The sequence below is a fragment of the Methylococcus capsulatus str. Texas = ATCC 19069 genome, assembly GCF_000424685.1.
GTDB classification, from domain to species: Bacteria; Pseudomonadota; Gammaproteobacteria; order Methylococcales; family Methylococcaceae; genus Methylococcus; species Methylococcus capsulatus.
Genome location: NZ_KE384224.1, coordinates 770,037 through 787,148, shown reverse-complemented (window position 1 = coordinate 787,148; position 17,112 = coordinate 770,037). Strand labels below are relative to the sequence as shown.

13 protein-coding genes and 1 tRNA gene are annotated in these 17,112 nt (G+C 61.1%); all 14 read left to right on the top strand.

All coding sequences use genetic code 11. The features are described 5' to 3' along the window. The coding region (gene tuf / locus H156_RS0115060; protein ID WP_026597567.1) for an elongation factor Tu at positions 1-930 on the top strand (930 nt) is incomplete at its 5' end. Between the two features lie 40 nt (positions 931-970). Then, positions 971-1,046 (top strand) — tRNA-Trp (locus tag H156_RS0115055). Between the two features lie 60 nt (positions 1,047-1,106). Then, entirely contained in the window at positions 1,107-1,481 is a 375-nt protein-coding gene (gene secE, locus H156_RS0115050) for a preprotein translocase subunit SecE (RefSeq protein WP_010960360.1), read from the top strand. A gap of 12 nt (positions 1,482-1,493) precedes the next feature. After that, positions 1,494-2,027 carry a transcription termination/antitermination protein NusG gene (nusG, locus tag H156_RS0115045; RefSeq protein ID WP_010960361.1) on the top strand — a complete coding sequence of 178 codons (534 nt, stop codon included), beginning with the start codon at positions 1,494-1,496 and terminating at the stop codon, positions 2,025-2,027. 98 nt (positions 2,028-2,125) lie between these two features. Next, positions 2,126-2,557 carry a 50S ribosomal protein L11 gene (gene rplK / locus H156_RS0115040; protein ID WP_010960362.1) on the top strand — a complete coding sequence of 144 codons (432 nt, stop codon included), beginning with the start codon at positions 2,126-2,128 and terminating at the stop codon, positions 2,555-2,557. Then, positions 2,557-3,252, top strand: coding sequence for a 50S ribosomal protein L1 (gene rplA, locus H156_RS0115035; RefSeq protein ID WP_010960363.1), 696 nt, complete (start codon positions 2,557-2,559; stop codon positions 3,250-3,252). Before rplK ends, rplA begins: the two co-directional genes overlap by 1 nt. A gap of 217 nt (positions 3,253-3,469) precedes the next feature. Then, positions 3,470-3,997, top strand: a complete 528-nt coding sequence (gene rplJ, locus H156_RS0115030) for a 50S ribosomal protein L10 (protein WP_010960364.1) — start codon at positions 3,470-3,472, stop codon at positions 3,995-3,997. 39 nt (positions 3,998-4,036) lie between these two features. Further along, positions 4,037-4,414 carry a 50S ribosomal protein L7/L12 gene (rplL, locus tag H156_RS0115025; protein WP_010960365.1) on the top strand — a complete coding sequence of 126 codons (378 nt, stop codon included), beginning with the start codon at positions 4,037-4,039 and terminating at the stop codon, positions 4,412-4,414. Positions 4,415-4,675: 261 nt separating this feature from the next. Further along, positions 4,676-8,752 (top strand): DNA-directed RNA polymerase subunit beta, encoded by a 4,077-nt coding sequence (gene rpoB / locus H156_RS0115020; RefSeq protein WP_017365161.1) that lies wholly within the window; start codon positions 4,676-4,678, stop codon positions 8,750-8,752. 65 nt (positions 8,753-8,817) lie between these two features. After that, complete coding sequence (gene rpoC / locus H156_RS0115015) at positions 8,818-13,020, top strand: DNA-directed RNA polymerase subunit beta' (RefSeq protein ID WP_017365160.1); 4,203 nt, start codon at positions 8,818-8,820, stop codon at positions 13,018-13,020. A gap of 163 nt (positions 13,021-13,183) precedes the next feature. After that, positions 13,184-13,804 carry a c-type cytochrome gene (locus tag H156_RS0115010; protein WP_010960368.1) on the top strand — a complete coding sequence of 207 codons (621 nt, stop codon included), beginning with the start codon at positions 13,184-13,186 and terminating at the stop codon, positions 13,802-13,804. A gap of 130 nt (positions 13,805-13,934) precedes the next feature. Continuing rightward, positions 13,935-14,504 carry an ATP-dependent zinc protease family protein gene (locus H156_RS0115005; protein WP_017365159.1) on the top strand — a complete coding sequence of 190 codons (570 nt, stop codon included), beginning with the start codon at positions 13,935-13,937 and terminating at the stop codon, positions 14,502-14,504. 26 nt (positions 14,505-14,530) lie between these two features. Beyond that, positions 14,531-16,063, top strand: a complete 1,533-nt coding sequence (locus H156_RS0115000; protein ID WP_017365158.1) for an inactive transglutaminase family protein — start codon at positions 14,531-14,533, stop codon at positions 16,061-16,063. A gap of 23 nt (positions 16,064-16,086) precedes the next feature. Beyond that, on the top strand, positions 16,087-17,028 hold the full coding sequence (locus H156_RS0114995; RefSeq protein WP_010960371.1) for an alpha-L-glutamate ligase-like protein: 942 nt from the start codon (positions 16,087-16,089) through the stop codon (positions 17,026-17,028). Positions 17,029-17,112: the final 84 nt, after the last annotated feature.

The following is a 17,112-nucleotide window of genomic DNA, read 5'->3' as shown; positions in this document are numbered from 1 at the left end:
TACGTCAAGAACATGATCACCGGAGCGGCCCAGATGGACGGTGCCATCCTGGTCGTGTCCGCAGCCGACGGCCCGATGCCGCAGACCCGGGAACACATCCTGCTGGCGCGGCAGGTGGGTGTGCCCTACATCGTCGTGTTCCTGAACAAGGCCGACATGGTGGACGATCCCGAGCTGCTCGAGCTGGTGGAGATGGAGGTGCGTGAACTGCTCTCCAAGTACGATTTCCCGGGGGACGACATTCCGATCATCAAGGGCTCGGCGCTGAAGGCGCTGGAAGGCGATGGCAGCGAAATCGGCGTGCCGGCGGTGGAAGCGCTGGTGCAGGCGCTGGACGACTACATTCCCGAGCCCGAGCGGGCGATCGACCGGCCGTTCCTCATGCCGATCGAAGACGTGTTCTCGATATCCGGGCGCGGCACCGTGGTCACCGGGCGGGTCGAGCGCGGCATCATCAAGGTGGGAGAGGAAATCGAGATCGTCGGCATCCGTCCGACGGCCAAGACCACCTGCACCGGCGTGGAAATGTTCCGGAAGCTGCTGGATCAGGGACAGGCCGGCGACAACATCGGCGTGCTGTTGCGCGGCACCAAGCGGGAAGACGTCGAGCGCGGGCAGGTGCTGGCCAAGCCCGGCAGCATCACCCCGCACACGCACTTCGAAGCCGAGATCTACGTTCTGTCCAAGGAAGAAGGAGGGCGTCACACGCCGTTCTTCAACGGCTACCGGCCGCAGTTCTACTTTCGGACCACCGATGTCACCGGCGCGGTGACGCTGCCGGAAGGGGTCGAGATGGTCATGCCGGGTGACAACGTCAAGATCGAAGTGAAGCTGATCGCGCCGATTGCAATGGACGAAGGCTTGCGGTTTGCCGTGCGCGAGGGCGGTCGTACCGTCGGCGCAGGCGTTGTCTCCAAGATCATCGAGTGAGGGATTGGGCGGCGCTCGTGGGTCGCCCTCCTGAATATTTAGGTCAGTAGCTCAATTGGTAGAGCAGCGGTCTCCAAAACCGCAGGTTGGGGGTTCGAGCCCCTCCTGGCCTGCCACTACGTGATGCGGGCGCCCCTCGGAGGGCGCCCTCTGTTGTTTTCATAGCGATCCGGCGCATGTCTACTCAAACTACTTCGGAGTCCGGTGCTTCCGGTCTGGATACCGTCAAGCTCGTTCTTGCGCTGGTATGCCTGATCACGGGCATCGTCGCATATCATTACTTCGTCGATTATTCCGTCGTCTATCGCACGCTGGGTGTCGTCGGCGCGGGTATTGTCGCGGTCGCATTGGTTTCGGCGACGGCCAAGGGGCGGGCGCTGCTCGGATTTTTCCGTGAGTCGCGCATCGAGGTCCGAAAAGTGGTTTGGCCGACGCGGCAGGAGGCGGCGCAGGCTACCTTGATGGTGGTCGCGCTGGTGTTTTTCGTCGGGATTTTTCTCTGGCTGCTCGATATGCTCCTGTTTTGGGCAATCACCTCGATCACCGGGTAACAGGGGGCGATCGTGGCGCTACGCTGGTATGTGATCCAGGCTTATTCCAATTTTGAAAACCGCGTCAAGCGTTCTTTGGAGGAGCGGATAGCCCGGGCCGGGCTGGAGCATTATTTTGGCAAGATCCTGGTTCCGACCGAAGAGGTGTTGGAAATGCGGCAGGGTCAGCAGCGTAAGGGTGAGCGGAAATTCTTTCCGGGCTATGTCCTGGTCCAGATGGAGTTGAATGACGACACCTGGCATCTGGTGCGTGACGTTCCGCGGGTGCTGGGTTTCGTTGGCGGGACGCCCGATCACCCCGCTCCGATCAGTGACGCGGAGGCAGAAGCGATTCTGGCGCGTGTGGAGGAAGGGGTCAAGAAGCCTAAGCACAAGGTGCTATATGAGGTTGGCGAAGTGGTGCGCGTCATCGATGGTCCGTTCAAGGATTTCAACGGTGTCGTCGAGGAAGTCAATTACGAAAAGAGCAAGCTCAGGGTTTCCGTCCTGATTTTTGGGCGTTCCACGCCTGTCGAGCTCGAATTCGGACAGGTTGAAAAAGGCTAAGGCTGGGCGGGTTTGGTAGACGGGGGTCGTGGTTGCACCGCGAGCCCTTTTTGTTTTCGGGGAGCCGTAACCGGCGTTGGTACCCATAGGAGTCAAAAATGGCAAAGAAAATCACAGGTTACATCAAGCTTCAGGTCAAGGCCGGTGAAGCCAATCCGAGTCCGCCGGTCGGTCCGGCGCTTGGCCAGCGTGGCGTCAACATCATGGAATTCTGCAAGGCATTCAATGCCCAGACCCAGAACGTCGAGAAAGGGCTTCCGCTCCCCGTCGTCATCACGGTGTATGCGGACCGTAGTTTTACGTTCATCACCAAGACCCCACCGGCGTCCGTGCTCCTGAAGAAGGCGCTCGGGCTGAAGTCCGGAAGTTCCAAGCCGAACACCGATAAGGTCGGGACGGTCACGCGGGCTCAGCTGGAAGAAATCGCCAAGATGAAGATGCCGGATTTGACGGCGGCGGACATGGACGCCGCCGTGCGCACCATTGCCGGCAGTGCGACCAGCATGGGTTTGATTGTGGAGGGTGTGTGATGGCTCGTTTGACCAAGCGGCTGAAGTCGATCAAGGATAAGGTTCAGCCCGGCAAAGTGTACGCGATCGACGATGCGTTCGAGGTGCTGAAATCGGTCAGCTCCGTCAAGTTCGTCGAGTCGGTGGACGTCGCCGTGAATCTCGGCGTGGATCCTCGCAAATCCGATCAGGCCGTCCGCGGTGCGACCGTTCTTCCCCACGGAACCGGCAAATCGGTTCGCGTGGCAGTGTTCGCCCAGGGAGCGAATGCCGAGGCCGCCCTGGCGGCGGGAGCGGACATCGTCGGCATGGATGATCTGGGTGCCCAGGTGAAGGCCGGCGAGCTCAATTTCGATGTCGTTATCGCGGCGCCGGACGCCATGCGCGTCGTGGGCCAGTTGGGCCAGATTCTCGGTCCGCGGGGGCTGATGCCCAATCCTAAGACCGGCACCGTCACCCCGGACGTCGCCACCGCTGTCAAGAACGCGAAGGCCGGTCAGGTCCGCTACCGTACCGACAAGAAGGGCATTATCCATTGCACGATCGGAAAGATCAGCTTCGATTCGGCGGCGCTCAAGGAAAACCTGGAGGCCTTGCTGGCGGACCTGAAGAAGCTTAAGCCGAGCACTGCGAAGGGTGTGTACGTGAAGAAGATCACCGTATCTTCGACCATGGGGCCAGGCCTGGCGGTGGATCAGAGCACGCTGGCCGCCTGATACAGCAACGAATCAACCGACTTTGGGTTACCGGATTTCCGGTGACCGTCAAAGACCGCAGGCGTGCCTTTGGGGCACTTAATCGTACAGCCTGCGCAGACGGTGACTGAAGCCGAATTTCGGCGAAAGGAGCCGTTATGAGAGTCCCCGGCTTCGGCCGGGGTGGCATGGCTCTGAATGGTTTCCCAAAACTATTCAGTTTTTCTGGAGGTAACGAGTGGCACTGAGACTCGATGACAAGAAAGCGGTCGTCGCCGAGGTTGCAGCCGTTGCCGCCCGAGCGCACTCCGCAGTTGCGGCGGAATACCGGGGGCTGAGCGTCTCGGCACTGACGCAGCTCCGCAAGGAGGCGCGTGAGTCCGGGGTATACCTGCGCGTGGTCAAGAACACCTTGGCGCGCAAAGCCGTCGAAGGCACCGGTTTCGAGTGCATGCAGGACGGTTTGGTAGGACCCTTGATCCTTGCGTTCTCCCTTGAGGATCCGGGCTCCGCGGCCCGCGTGGTCAGTGCGTTCGCCAAGACCAACGACAAGCTCGTCGTGAAGTTGGTGGCGGTCGGCGGCAAACAATATGGTCCTTCCGAGCTCGAGCGTTTGGCTTCGCTGCCGAACCGCGAGCAGGCGATCAGCATGCTGATGGGCACGATGAAGGCGCCAATCGAAAAGTTCGTCCGCACCCTGGCCGAGCCGCACGCGAAGTTCGTGCGCACCTTGGCGGCGGTTCGAGATCAGAAGCAGGCCGCGTAACCCGCAGGTCCGGCAGAAAGAAATTTCGGAGAAATGACAATGGCAGTTTCCAAAGAAGATATCCTCGAGACTATTTCCAACATGACCGTCATGGAGATCGTGGATCTCATTTCGGCCATGGAGGAGAAGTTCGGCGTGTCCGCTGCGGCGGCAGTCGCCGTGGCTCCGGTCGCGGCGGGTGCCGCGGCGCCGGCGGTTGAGGAAAAGACCGAGTTCGACGTCGTCATGACCAGCTTCGGTGCCAACAAGGTCAACGTGATCAAGGCGATTCGCGAGATCACTGGCCTGGGGCTGAAGGAAGCGAAAGATCTGGTTGAGGGCGTTCCCTCCACCGTCAAGGAAGGTATTTCCAAGGCCGAGGCAGACGACATCAAGAAGAAGCTGGAAGAAGCTGGCGCGGCTGTCGACGTCAAGTAACGAAACGTTGCGCGTCCGCTCCTTTTAAGGAAGAGCTTCGATTCAGGCTGGCAGCCCCGCGCTGCCGGCCTTTCGGCGTTTGCGGATTGTTACGGAATCGGTTACCTTGTGGACTCCGAACGTCTGTCCATGCCGTCCTCCGTATCGCACGTGGCAATCCGATAACGAGCCAAGGCATATTCCCGATACTGCCGGTGCAGCCTCCCGGAGGCTTTAGGCTCACGATATTTCAAGCAAACCAAACTCAGGTCAGGAACCAACATGGCTTACTCGTTTACCGAGAAAAAACGAATTCGCAAGAGTTTCGGAAAGCGTCAGGACGTGCTGGAGGTCCCCTATCTTCTGGCGACACAGGTTGACTCGTACCGGCGGTTTTTGCAACTCGACAAGCAGCCCGCCGCCCGGAGCGACGAAGGTCTGCACGCGGCGTTGAAGTCGGTTTTCCCGATCAAGAGCCATTCCGGCAACATCGTACTCGAATATGTGAGTTACCGGCTGGGCGACCCGGTGTTCGACGTCAAGGAATGCCAGCAGCGTGGAACCACCTACGCCGCCCCGCTGCGCGTGCTCGTCCGTCTGGTGGTCTACGACAAGGATGCGCCGGTGGGCGCCAAGGTCGTCAGAGACATCAAGGAGCAGGAGATCTACATGGGCGAAATTCCGCTCATGACCGACAACGGCACTTTCGTCATCAACGGTACCGAGCGGGTGATCGTTTCCCAACTGCACCGCTCGCCCGGCGTATTTTTCGACCATGATCGGGGAAAGACCCATTCTTCGGGAAAGCTGCTGTTCAATGCCAGAATCATCCCCTACCGCGGGTCCTGGCTGGACTTCGAATTCGACCACAAGGACTGCGTTTACGTCCGTATCGACAGGCGTCGCAAGCTGCCCGCCACGGTGTTGCTGCGAGCCCTGGGCTATGACAACGAGCAGATCATCGCCGAGTTTTTCGACACCAACCGTTTCCTGCTCTCATCCGCCGGCATTCAGCTGGAACTGATACCCGAGCGGCTGCGCGGCGATATCGCCAGCTTCGACATTCGGCTTGGCGATCAGATCGTGGTCGAGAAGGACCACCGGATCACGGCGCGTCACATCCGGATGCTGCAAAAGGAGAACGTGAACCTCCTCGACGTCCCCAAGGACTACCTGTACGGCAAGATTCTTGCCCACAACGTCGTGGATACTTCGACGGGCGAACTGATCGCCAAGGTGAATCAGGAGATCACGGAGGATGTCTATGCGCGTCTCGTGGCTGCGGCCATCCCCGAGATCCGTACGCTCTATGTGAACGATCTCGACCGCGGTCCGTACATTTCCAACACCATGCGCATCGATCTGACCGAGACGCAGCTGGATGCCCTGGTGGAAATCTACCGGATGATGCGGCCGGGCGAACCGCCGACCAAGGAGGCCGCCCAGACCCTGTTCGAAAATCTGTTTTTCTCGGCCGAACGCTATGATCTGTCGGCTGTCGGCCGGATGAAGTTCAACCGGCGCCTGGGGCGGACCGATCCTACCGGCCCCGGCGTGCTGGAAAACGATGACATCATCGCGGTGCTGAAGGAACTGATCAACATCCGTAACGGGGGGGGCACGGTCGACGACATCGACCATCTGGGTAACCGCCGCGTCCGGTCCGTGGGGGAGATGGTGGAGAATCAGTTCAGGCTCGGGCTGGTCCGGGTCGAACGGGCCGTGAAGGAGCGTCTGTCGCTGCCCGACGCCGATGGTCTGATGCCACAGGAGATCATCAACGCCAAACCGGTGGCCGCTTCCATCAAGGAATTCTTCGGTTCGAGCCAGCTTTCGCAGTTCATGGACCAGAACAATCCGTTGTCGGAGGTCACTCACAAGCGCCGTGTCTCGGCTCTGGGGCCGGGGGGGCTGGCGCGTGAGCGCGCCGGCTTCGAAGTGCGCGACGTGCATACCACCCACTACGGCCGTGTCTGTCCGATCGAAACGCCCGAAGGTCCGAACATCGGCCTGATCAACTCGCTCGCGGTCTACTCGCGTACCAACGAATACGGCTTTCTGGAGACGCCGTATCGAAAGGTGATCGACGGTCGGGTGACCGATCAGATCGAGTACCTGTCGGCTATCGAGGAGGGCCAGTACTACATTGCTCAGGCCAGCGCCTCGGTCGATGAAAACGGCATGCTCAAGGATGAACTGGTGTCGTGTCGCCACAAGGATGAATTCACCCTGGCGTCGCGGGAAAACATCAACTACATGGATGTGTCGTCCAAACAGATCGTGTCGGTCGCGGCCTCGCTGATCCCCTTCCTCGAACACGATGATGCCAACCGCGCCCTGATGGGCTCGAACATGCAGCGGCAGGCCGTCCCGACGCTGCGTACGGAGAAGCCTCTGGTGGGCACGGGCATGGAACGCATCGTCGCCCGCGATTCCGGCGTGGCGGTCGTCGCCAAGCGCGGTGGCACGGTCGAGTTCGTGGACGCCAGCCGCATCGTGGTCCGGGTGAACGACGAGGAGACCGAGGCGGGGGTTCCGGGTGTGGATATCTACAACCTGACCAAATACACCCGTTCCAACCAGAACACCTGTATTAACCAGAGGCCGTTGGTTAAGCCGGGCGACGTCGTGGCCCGCAACGACGTGCTGGCGGATGGTCCTTCGACCGACATGGGCGAACTGGCGCTGGGCCAGAATCTGCTGGTCGCGTTCATGCCCTGGAACGGTTACAACTTCGAAGACTCGATCCTGATTTCGGAACGCGTGGTGCAGGACGACCGTTTCACGACCATCCACATCGAGGAGAAGACCTGCGTCGCTCGAGACACCAAGCTGGGGCCCGAGGAAATCACCGCCGACATTCCGAACGTCGGGGAGGCCGCGCTGTCCAAGCTGGACGAGTCGGGTATCGTCTACATCGGCGCCGAGGTCAAGGCCGGCGACATCCTGGTGGGCAAGGTGACGCCCAAGGGCGAAACCCAGCTCACCCCGGAGGAGAAGCTGCTGCGGGCGATCTTCGGTGAGAAGGCCTCGGATGTGAAGGACACTTCGCTGCGCGTGCCTTCGGGTATGGACGGCACGGTCATAGACGTGCAGGTCTTCACCCGCGACGGCGTGAAGAAGGATGAACGCGCCCGTCAGATCGAGGAAGCCGAGATTGAGAGGGTTCGCAAGGATCTGAACGATCAGCTCCGTATCATCGAGAAGGACTTTTACCAGCGGGCCGAGCAGATGGTTCTGGGCAAGGTCGCCGACATGGGGCCGGGCGGTCTGAAGCGCGGCGCCACCATCACCCGGGAATACCTGGATTCGATCAAGCCCGCCCAGTGGCTGGAGATCCGGTTGCAGGACGAAGACGTCAATCTTCAGATCGAAGCGATCGCCGGGCAGATCGCCCAGCAGCGCGAGGAAATCGCGAAGCGGCTCGAAGAGAAGCGCCGCAAGATCACCATGGGTGACGACCTCGCTCCGGGTGTGCTCAAGATGGTAAAGGTGTACCTGGCCGTCAAGCGCCGTATTCAGCCGGGCGACAAGATGGCCGGCCGCCACGGGAACAAAGGTGTGATTTCCCGCATCGTACCGGTGGAAGACATGCCGTATTCGGCTGACGGTACGCCGGTCGACATCGTGTTGAACCCACTGGGCGTGCCTTCACGCATGAACGTAGGCCAGGTGCTCGAGACCCATCTCGGCTGGGCGGCCAAGGGTGTGGGCCTGAAGATCGGGCGGATGCTGGAGGCCAAGGCCAAGATCGAGGAGATCCGGTCTTTCCTCACTCAGGTGTACAACGTGAGTGGCCGCCAGGAGGACATCGCCAGTCTGAGCGACGCCGAGGTGCTGGAGCTCGCCGGTAATCTGCAGGACGGCGTGCCGATGGCGACTCCCGTGTTCGATGGAGCCACCGAGGAAGACATCAAGGCCATGCTGCGGCTGGCCGATCTTCCCGAAAGCGGCCAGGCAACTTTGTTCGACGGACGTACCGGCGACGTGTTCGACCGTCCGGTGACCGTCGGTTACATGTACATGCTCAAACTCAATCATCTGGTCGACGACAAGATGCACGCACGGTCCACCGGTCCGTACAGTCTGGTGACCCAGCAGCCGCTGGGCGGCAAGGCGCAATTCGGTGGACAGCGTTTCGGCGAAATGGAGGTGTGGGCGTTGGAGGCCTACGGTGCCGCCTATACTCTGCAGGAGATGCTGACGGTGAAATCTGACGACGTGAACGGCAGGACCAAGATGTACAAGAACATCGTCGACGGTGATCACCGTATGGAGGCCGCCATGCCCGAGTCGTTCAACGTCCTGATCAAAGAGATCCGCTCGCTCGGAATCAATATCGAGCTCGAGCAGGACTGATCGCCGCCCCGCGCAGCAGGCAGCCGTTCGCGGCTGCCTTCCGAATTGATGACTGGGAGATTTACGTGAAAGATTTGATCAATTTTCTGAAGCGCCAGACGCAAAGCGAAGAGTTCGATGCGATCCGCATCAGCCTGGCATCGCCCGACATGATCCGTTCCTGGTCCTATGGCGAGGTGAAAAAGCCCGAGACCATCAACTACCGGACTTTCAAGCCGGAGCGCGACGGTCTGTTCTGCGCCAAGATCTTCGGACCGGTGAGCGACTACGAATGCCTGTGCGGCAAGTACAAACGTCTCAAGCACCGGGGGGTGATCTGCGAAAAATGCGGCGTGGAAGTCACCCTTTCCAAGGTGCGGCGGGAACGCATGGGACACATCGAACTGGCCAGTCCCGTTGCCCATATTTGGTTCCTCAAGTCGCTGCCTTCGCGCATCGCGCTGCTGCTCGACATGCAGTTGCGCGAAATCGAACGGGTACTCTATTTCGAATCCTATGTCGTCATCGATCCGGGCATGACTCCGCTCACCCGGGGCCAGCTGCTCGGCGAGGAGGAATATCAGAAGCTGGTCGAACAATACGACGACGAGTTCACCGCCAAGATGGGGGCCGAAGCCATCCGCGAATTGCTGCGCACCATGGATCTCCACGCCGAGGTCGTGCAGTTGCGGGAGGAAATCAACGGCACCAACTCCGAGACCAAGATCAAGAAGTACACCAAGCGGTTGAAGGCGATCGAATCGATGCTGGCGTCCAACAACCGGCCGGAGTGGATGATCCTCACCGTGCTGCCTGTGCTGCCGCCGGACCTGCGTCCGCTGGTGCCGCTGGATGGCGGTCGCTTCGCCACCAGCGATCTCAACGATCTGTACCGCCGCGTCATCAATCGTAACAACCGTCTCAAGCGGCTGCTCGACCTCAATGCGCCCGACATCATCGTGCGCAACGAGAAGCGTATGCTGCAGGAATCGGTCGATGCGCTGCTGGACAACGGCCGCCGCGGCCGCGCGATCACCGGTTCCAACAAGCGTCCGCTCAAGTCCCTGGCCGATATGATCAAGGGCAAGCAGGGCCGCTTCCGTCAGAATCTCCTGGGAAAGCGCGTCGACTACTCCGGCCGCTCGGTGATCGTGGTGGGGCCGACCTTGCGACTGCATCAATGCGGTCTGCCCAAGAAGATGGCGCTGGAGCTGTTCAAGCCGTTCATCTTCAGCAAGCTGCAGTTCCGCGGCCTCGCCACGACCATCAAGGCGGCCAAGAAGATGGTGGAGCGCGAGGCGCCCGAGGTCTGGGACATCCTGGACGAGGTGATCCGCGAACATCCGGTCATGCTGAACCGTGCGCCGACCCTGCACCGGCTGGGCATCCAGGCGTTCGAGCCGATCCTGATCGAAGGCAAGGCGATCCAGCTTCATCCGCTGGTGTGCACCGCCTTCAATGCCGACTTCGATGGCGACCAGATGGCCGTGCATGTGCCGCTTTCGCTGGAAGCGCAGCTCGAAGCCCGTTCTCTGATGATGGCGACCAACAACATTCTGTCCCCGGCCAACGGTGAGCCCATCATCAATCCCACTCAGGACGTCGTCATGGGGCTGTACTACATGAGCCGGGAGCGCTTGTTCGCCAAAGGCGAGGGCATGATCTTCGCCAGCGTCGACGAGGCCGAACAGGCGTTCCTCAATGGCGCCGTTGACCTGCATGCCAAGGTGGTGGTCCGTGTGCGGGAGGTGGTGGTGGGCGAGGGCGGGGAGCGTACCGAGAGCATCAAGCGGGTCCAGACGACGGTGGGGCGCGCGCTGATCTGGAACATCGTGCCGGAGGGCATACCGTTCGAAATGGTCAACGTCGATATGACCAAGAAGGCCATTTCCCGTCTGATCAACCACGCCTATCGAACCCTGGGTATCAAGGCCAGCGTCATCTTCGCCGACCAGTTGATGTATCTCGGCTTTTCCCATGCGACGAGGGCGGGTGTGTCGTTCGGCGTCGAAGACATGGAGATCCCCGCCCGAAAGGATGAAATCATCCAGGCGGCGGAGCGTGAAGTGAAGGAAATCCAGAACCAGTTTGCCTCGGGCCTGGTGACGGATGGTGAACGCTACAACAAGGTCGTCGACATCTGGTCGCATGCCAACGACCAGGTGGCCAAAGTGATGATGGAAGGACTCGGCGTGGACGAGGTGACCGTTGGAAACGGCGAGACCATCAAGCAGAAGTCGTTCAATTCCATCTTCATGATGGCCGACTCCGGTGCCCGCGGCTCGGCGGCGCAGATCCGCCAGCTGGCCGGCATGCGCGGCCTCATGGCCAAGCCGGACGGCTCCATCATCGAGACGCCGATCACAGCTAACTTCCGGGAAGGACTGACGGTATTGCAGTACTTCATTTCGACCCATGGCGCCCGCAAGGGGCTCGCCGACACCGCGCTCAAGACGGCCAACTCCGGCTACCTGACGCGCCGCCTGGTGGACGTCGCTCAGGATCTGGTGATCACCGAGGATGACTGCGGGACGACGGACGGTCTGCAGATGGCCCCGTTGATCGAAGGCGGGGATGTGGTCGAGCCATTGGCGGAACGGGTGCTGGGGCGGGTGCTGGCCGAGCACGCGGTCGATCCGGCGAGCGGAGACGTGCTGCTCGAAGCCGGTTCGATGCTGGACGAGCGGGCGGTGCAGCTACTCGAACAGCACGGCGTCGACAACGTCCGGGTGCGCTCCGTCATCACCTGCAAGACCCGTTATGGGGTGTGTGCCTCGTGCTATGGCCGCGACCTCGGTCGTGGCCACAAGGTCAACATCGGCGAAGCGATCGGCGTGATCGCGGCGCAGTCGATCGGCGAGCCGGGCACGCAGCTCACCATGCGTACCTTCCACATCGGTGGTGCGGCCTCGCGGTCGGCGGCGATCAGCAACGTCGAGGTGAAGTCGAGCGGACAGATCCGGCTGACCAATCTCAAGACCGTAGTCAACCGGGACAATGCGCTGGTCGCGGTCTCGCGTTCCGGCGAAATCAGTGTGATCGACGAACACGGCCGTGAGCGCGAGCGCTACAAGATCCCCTACGGAGCGGTTCTGTCGGTGCGGGAGGGCGGCGCGGTCAAGGCAGGCCAGATCGTGGTGAACTGGGATCCGCATACCCATCCGGTCATCTCCGAGGTCCGGGGCCGCGCCAAGCTGATCGATTTCGTCGAAGGCGTTACCGTGCGTGAACAGTCCGACGAAATGACCGGCCTGAGCTCGATGGTGGTCATCGATCCCAAGCAGCGCGGCGGCGCGGGCAAGGAACTGCGGCCGCTGGTCAAACTGGTGGACGAGGAGGGCAACGACATCTTCATTCCCTCGACCGAAATCACGGCGCAGTACTTCCTGCCGGCCGGAGCGATCATCGGCATCCGCGACGGCGATCTGGTCGAAGTCGGCGATGTGCTCGCGAGGATTCCTCAGGAGTCCAGCAAGACGCGTGACATCACCGGTGGTCTGCCGCGCGTGGCGGATCTGTTCGAAGCGCGCAAGACCAAGGATCCCGCCATCCTGGCCGAGGCGACCGGCACGGTGTCCTTCGGCAAGGAAACCAAGGGCAAGCGCCGCCTCATCATCACCGACGCGAGCGGCGAGCAGCACGAGGTGATGGTCCCGAAATGGCGCAACATCACGGTGTTCGAAGGGGAGCACGTGGAACAGGGCGAAACCATCGCCGAAGGTGAACTGACGCCGCACGACATCCTGCGGCTGCGCGGCACCGCCGAGCTGGCTTCCTACCTGGTCAAGGAAATCCAGGATGTGTATCGGCTGCAGGGTGTAAAGATCAACGACAAGCACATCGAGGTGATCATCCGCCAGATGCTGCGGAAAGTGGAAATCACCGATCCCGGTGATTCCAGCTTCCTGCGGGGCGAACAGGTGGACCGGTCGCGGCTCCTGGAGGAGAACGACCGCCTGGAAGAAGAGGGCAAGGTGCCCGCGTGTTACGAACCGGTGCTGCTGGGTATCACCAAGGCCTCCTTGAGCACAGAGTCGTTCATCTCCGCGGCGTCGTTCCAGGAAACCACGCGCGTGCTGACCGAAGCGGCGATCCGGGGATCCACCGACCGCTTGCAGGGCCTGAAGGAGAACGTCATCGTGGGACGTCTGATCCCGGCGGGAACCGGTCTGGCCTACCATACGGAGCGCAGGGAACGGACAAAGCTCGGCGAGGTGACGGAGCCCGAAACCCCGATCATCGATACGGCTGAGGTGGAAGAGGCCCTGAAGCAAGCGTTCAGCCTGTGACCGGACCGGCCGGGGGAGGCCGATGCATCCTCCCGGTTTCCGCGGTTGTCAAATTCCCGGAAACCGGTACCATACGCCGACTTGCCGGGGGCGCACGGCTGGCGTGTGCGCCGCGGGTTGCCCGGCGTTCGGATCGACTAGTCACTGGGGAGTATTCAGCATCATGAAAAACCATATCCTGTGGAAGGTTGCGGTCGCCGGGCTGGCCGGAATGGTCAGCAGCGGGACGGCATCGGCGGAGGGAGACCGCATGTCGGGGAAGGAGAAGTTCTACACCTGTGCCGGCTGTCATGGCATCGAGGGTTACTCCAATACCTATCCGACCTATCATGTGCCCAAGCTGGCCGGGCAGCACGACGATTATGTAGTCTCCGCGCTCAAGGCCTATGCCTCGGGAGCGCGGCAGCACGGAAGCATGGAAGGCAACGCGGTTTCGCTTTCCGACAAGGACCTGCGGGACATCGCCGCTTATGTCGCAGGTTTCCGGGCCATCAACGTCAAGAACGCCGTGACCGGCAACGTAGCCAATGGCAAAAAGAAGGCCGAGGCCAGCGGCTGCGGCGGCTGCCATGGGGAGGACGGCAACGGTGAGAGTCCCAACCCCCGTCTGGCCGGCCAGTACGAAAACTACCTGATGAAGGCGCTCGAAGACTACAAGACCGGCGTACGTAAGAATGCCATCATGAACGGTCTGGCCGGCGCGCTTTCCAAAGAAGACATCCATGACCTGGCTGCCTTTTATTCGAGCCAGGCCCGCGGACTTTCGGTTGTTCAGGACGACTGACCGGCACTTTCGCCAATTCGGATGACGGCTCACTGGGGAGACTGGTGGGCCGTTTTTCGTCGATTGCCAGGGAGGCGGAAAATACCCTAAAGACTTCGAATCCGCTGTATCACAGGACCGGGTTTGCGTCATGAAACTTCATCGTATTGGGATCGCGTTCTTGTTGGGACTGGTCAGTGCCGTTTCCTCCGCCGGCGACGCGCCGAAACCGAGAGACAAGGTCGTCATGGGCTGGCTGGAGTCGGTGTTTCTGTTGCCGTGGAATCTCCGCCTAACGGCCAAGCTGGATACCGGCGCGAAGACCTCGGCACTGCATTCGGACAATATCCAGCGATTCAACCGGGACGGCCGGGAATGGGTCCGGTTCACACTGGAAAGCGAGGATGACGATAAAACCGTCGTCGTCGAGAGGCCCTTGGAGCGCACCGTTTACATCAAGGAGCGCCACAAAGGGTCATCAAAGCGGGAAGTGGTCACCTTGACGCTGTGCAAGAACGGACGTGAATACCAGACCGAATTCACCCTGGTGGATCGTAGCAATTTCAACTACCCCCTGTTGCTCGGCCGCAGTTTTCTGAGTGACGTCGCCGTGGTCGATGCGGGAGAAACATTCGTTTTCAAGGCGGAGGGCGACCCCTGTAACCAGCGGGGTAAGGGGAGCACTACGCCGGCCCCTTCGCCCGCTGGTGGAAGGCACTGAGGGGAGATGACGGAGTCCCGTCCGGCATGAGCAAACTCCACGTTCGCCTTCTCGCCGCCGTGTTGACGGCGGTGGGTCTGGCGTTGTGCTATTACAAAGTCGAGATTCTGGGATTGCCGCTGCTGCCGACCGAACAGGCCGAGGTCTGGACGGTCGAGGCGCGTATCGAGTTCAAGGCCCGGCGGGATACCGCCGTCAAGGTCCAGTTCGCCATTCCGCGGGCGCCGCGGGGTTACACCGTGCTCGACGAGAACTTCGTCGCCAGCGATTACGGTTTGACGACCGACGACAACGGCCTACGCCGGCAGGCACGCTGGGCCATACGCGAAACCCACGGTTGGCAGGTCCTGTATTACCGTATCCACCTTGCCAAGGATCCGGCCGCGGAGGCGTCGCCCCCGCCGACGGGAGTGGTCATGCCGGTAGAGCCGCAGAGTTTGCCCGAACCCTTACAGGCGGCCGCTCGCGGCCTTCTCAACGAGGTCCGCAGCAAATCGGCGGACAACGTGACGTTCGCCCAGGCTCTCCTGCAGCGTCTCAACGCTGCCGACGCCGACAGCAACGTGAGTCTCTTGCGCCAGGACATCACCGGACCGGACGATTGGGCGCGCCGGATCGTGGCCATCCTGCGCGAGGCCGACGTTTCCGCCCGTCCCGTCTACCTGGCGATCCTGAAGGACAATGCCAGCCGGGGTTCGCTCACTCCCTGGGTCGAGGTGTTCGACGGCGACTCCTGGGTGGATCTGAACCCTTCGAGCGGTGAGACAGGGTTGCCGGGGGATGCGATCGTGTGGACGGTCGGGAGCGAGCCCCTGCTCGAGATCACGGGGGGGAAGAACGGGCGGGTCGAATATTCGGTGCGCCGGCATTCGCAGGAAATGACCCAGATCGCCGAGCAGCGTGCGCGGAAGATGGGGTCCAGGATCATGGAATTTTCCCTGTTCAGCCTGCCGGTCAAGACGCAGAACGTCTATCGGGTGCTGCTGCTGGTGCCGATTGGGGCCTTTCTCATCGTGTTCCTGCGTAACGTCGTGGGGCTTCAGACTTTCGGAACCTTCATGCCGATCCTGATCGCGGCGGCCTTCCGGGAAACCCAGCTGCTTTGGGGGGTCGCCATGTTCTGTCTCTTGGTCGCCCTGGGGTTGTTGCTGCGGTTCTATCTGGAATCGTTGAAACTGCTCCTGGTTCCGAGGCTGGCGGCGGTTCTCATCATCGTGATCCTGCTCATGGCGATGGTGAGCGTCATGACCTACAAGCTTGGCTTGGACCGGGGGGTATCCGTCGCTTTGTTCCCGATGGTGATCATGGCGATGACCATCGAGCGGATGTCGATGGTCTGGGAGGAGTTTGGGCCGGTCGAAGCCTTGAAGCAAGGGTTTGGCAGCCTGGCCGTGGCCGTCCTTGGCTACCTGAGCATGAGTAGCGACTATTTGGGGCACCTCGTTTTCGTTTTTCCGGAACTGCTACTGGTGGTCCTGGCACTCACACTGCTCCTGGGCCGTTACACGGGATATCGTCTGCTGGAACTGTGGCGTTTCCGTGGAGCGCTCAAGGGATGAAAGCCGGGGGCTGGAAAGACCGCATGTTTCCCTGGCGGCGTCTTCGCCGGCTCGGCATCCTGGGGATGAACGAGCGGAACGCCGACTTCGTGCTGCCCTACAATCCTCGCTCGTTGTACCAGCTCGTCGATGACAAACGCAGGACCAAGGCGCTAGCGATCGAGCTTGGTATTCCGGTGCCCCGGCTTTATGCGGTGGTGGAAATCGAACATCAGATCGAAGATCTCTCCCGGTTGCTCGCCCCCTATGGCGAATTCGTCGTCAAGCCGTCGCACGGCAGCGGGGGAGAGGGCATCCTGGTGGTCGAGTCACGCAGTGACGGCCGTTACCGCAGGTGTAGCGGCCTGGTCCTGACCGAGGAGGATCTGGGTCATCACATTTCCAACATCCTCAGCGGCATGTATAGCTTGGGAGGGATTCCGGACTGCGCACTCATCGAGTATCGGGTCAATTTCGATCCGCTCTTCACCGAAGTGAGCTATCTCGGTGTCCCCGACATCCGGATCGTCGTATTTCGCGGAGTACCGGTGATGGCGATGATCCGTGCCCCGACCCGCCTTTCCGACGGAAAGGCCAATTTGCATCAAGGTGCGGTCGGTGTGGGAGTCGATATGATCACGGGGCGGACCTACAATGGCATCTGGCGCGAACGCCGGATCGAAGAGCATCCCGACACGGGCGGCGAACTCGCCGGCATATGTGTGCCCCATTGGGACGACATCCTGACCATGGCAGCCCGCTGTAACGACATGGTCGGCATGGGATACATCGGCGTGGATATCGTGCTGGATCGCGACCTCGGGCCTTTGATGCTCGAGCTGAACGCACGGCCCGGTCTCAGTATTCAGCTTGCGACCCGAACGGGGCTTCTGCCGCGCCTGCGCTATCTGGAGGGGTTGCGTGAAATCCCCCGCGACGTTCCTGAGCGTGTGGCATTGGCGAAAACCGTCGCGAACCGCTTTTAGGTCGTTGACGTGGCGGGTGGGGCGGCCATGAGGTTTTTTCCGGTGAAATACCGTTGTAATGTTGCCGGGTTAAAAGGTTTTCTT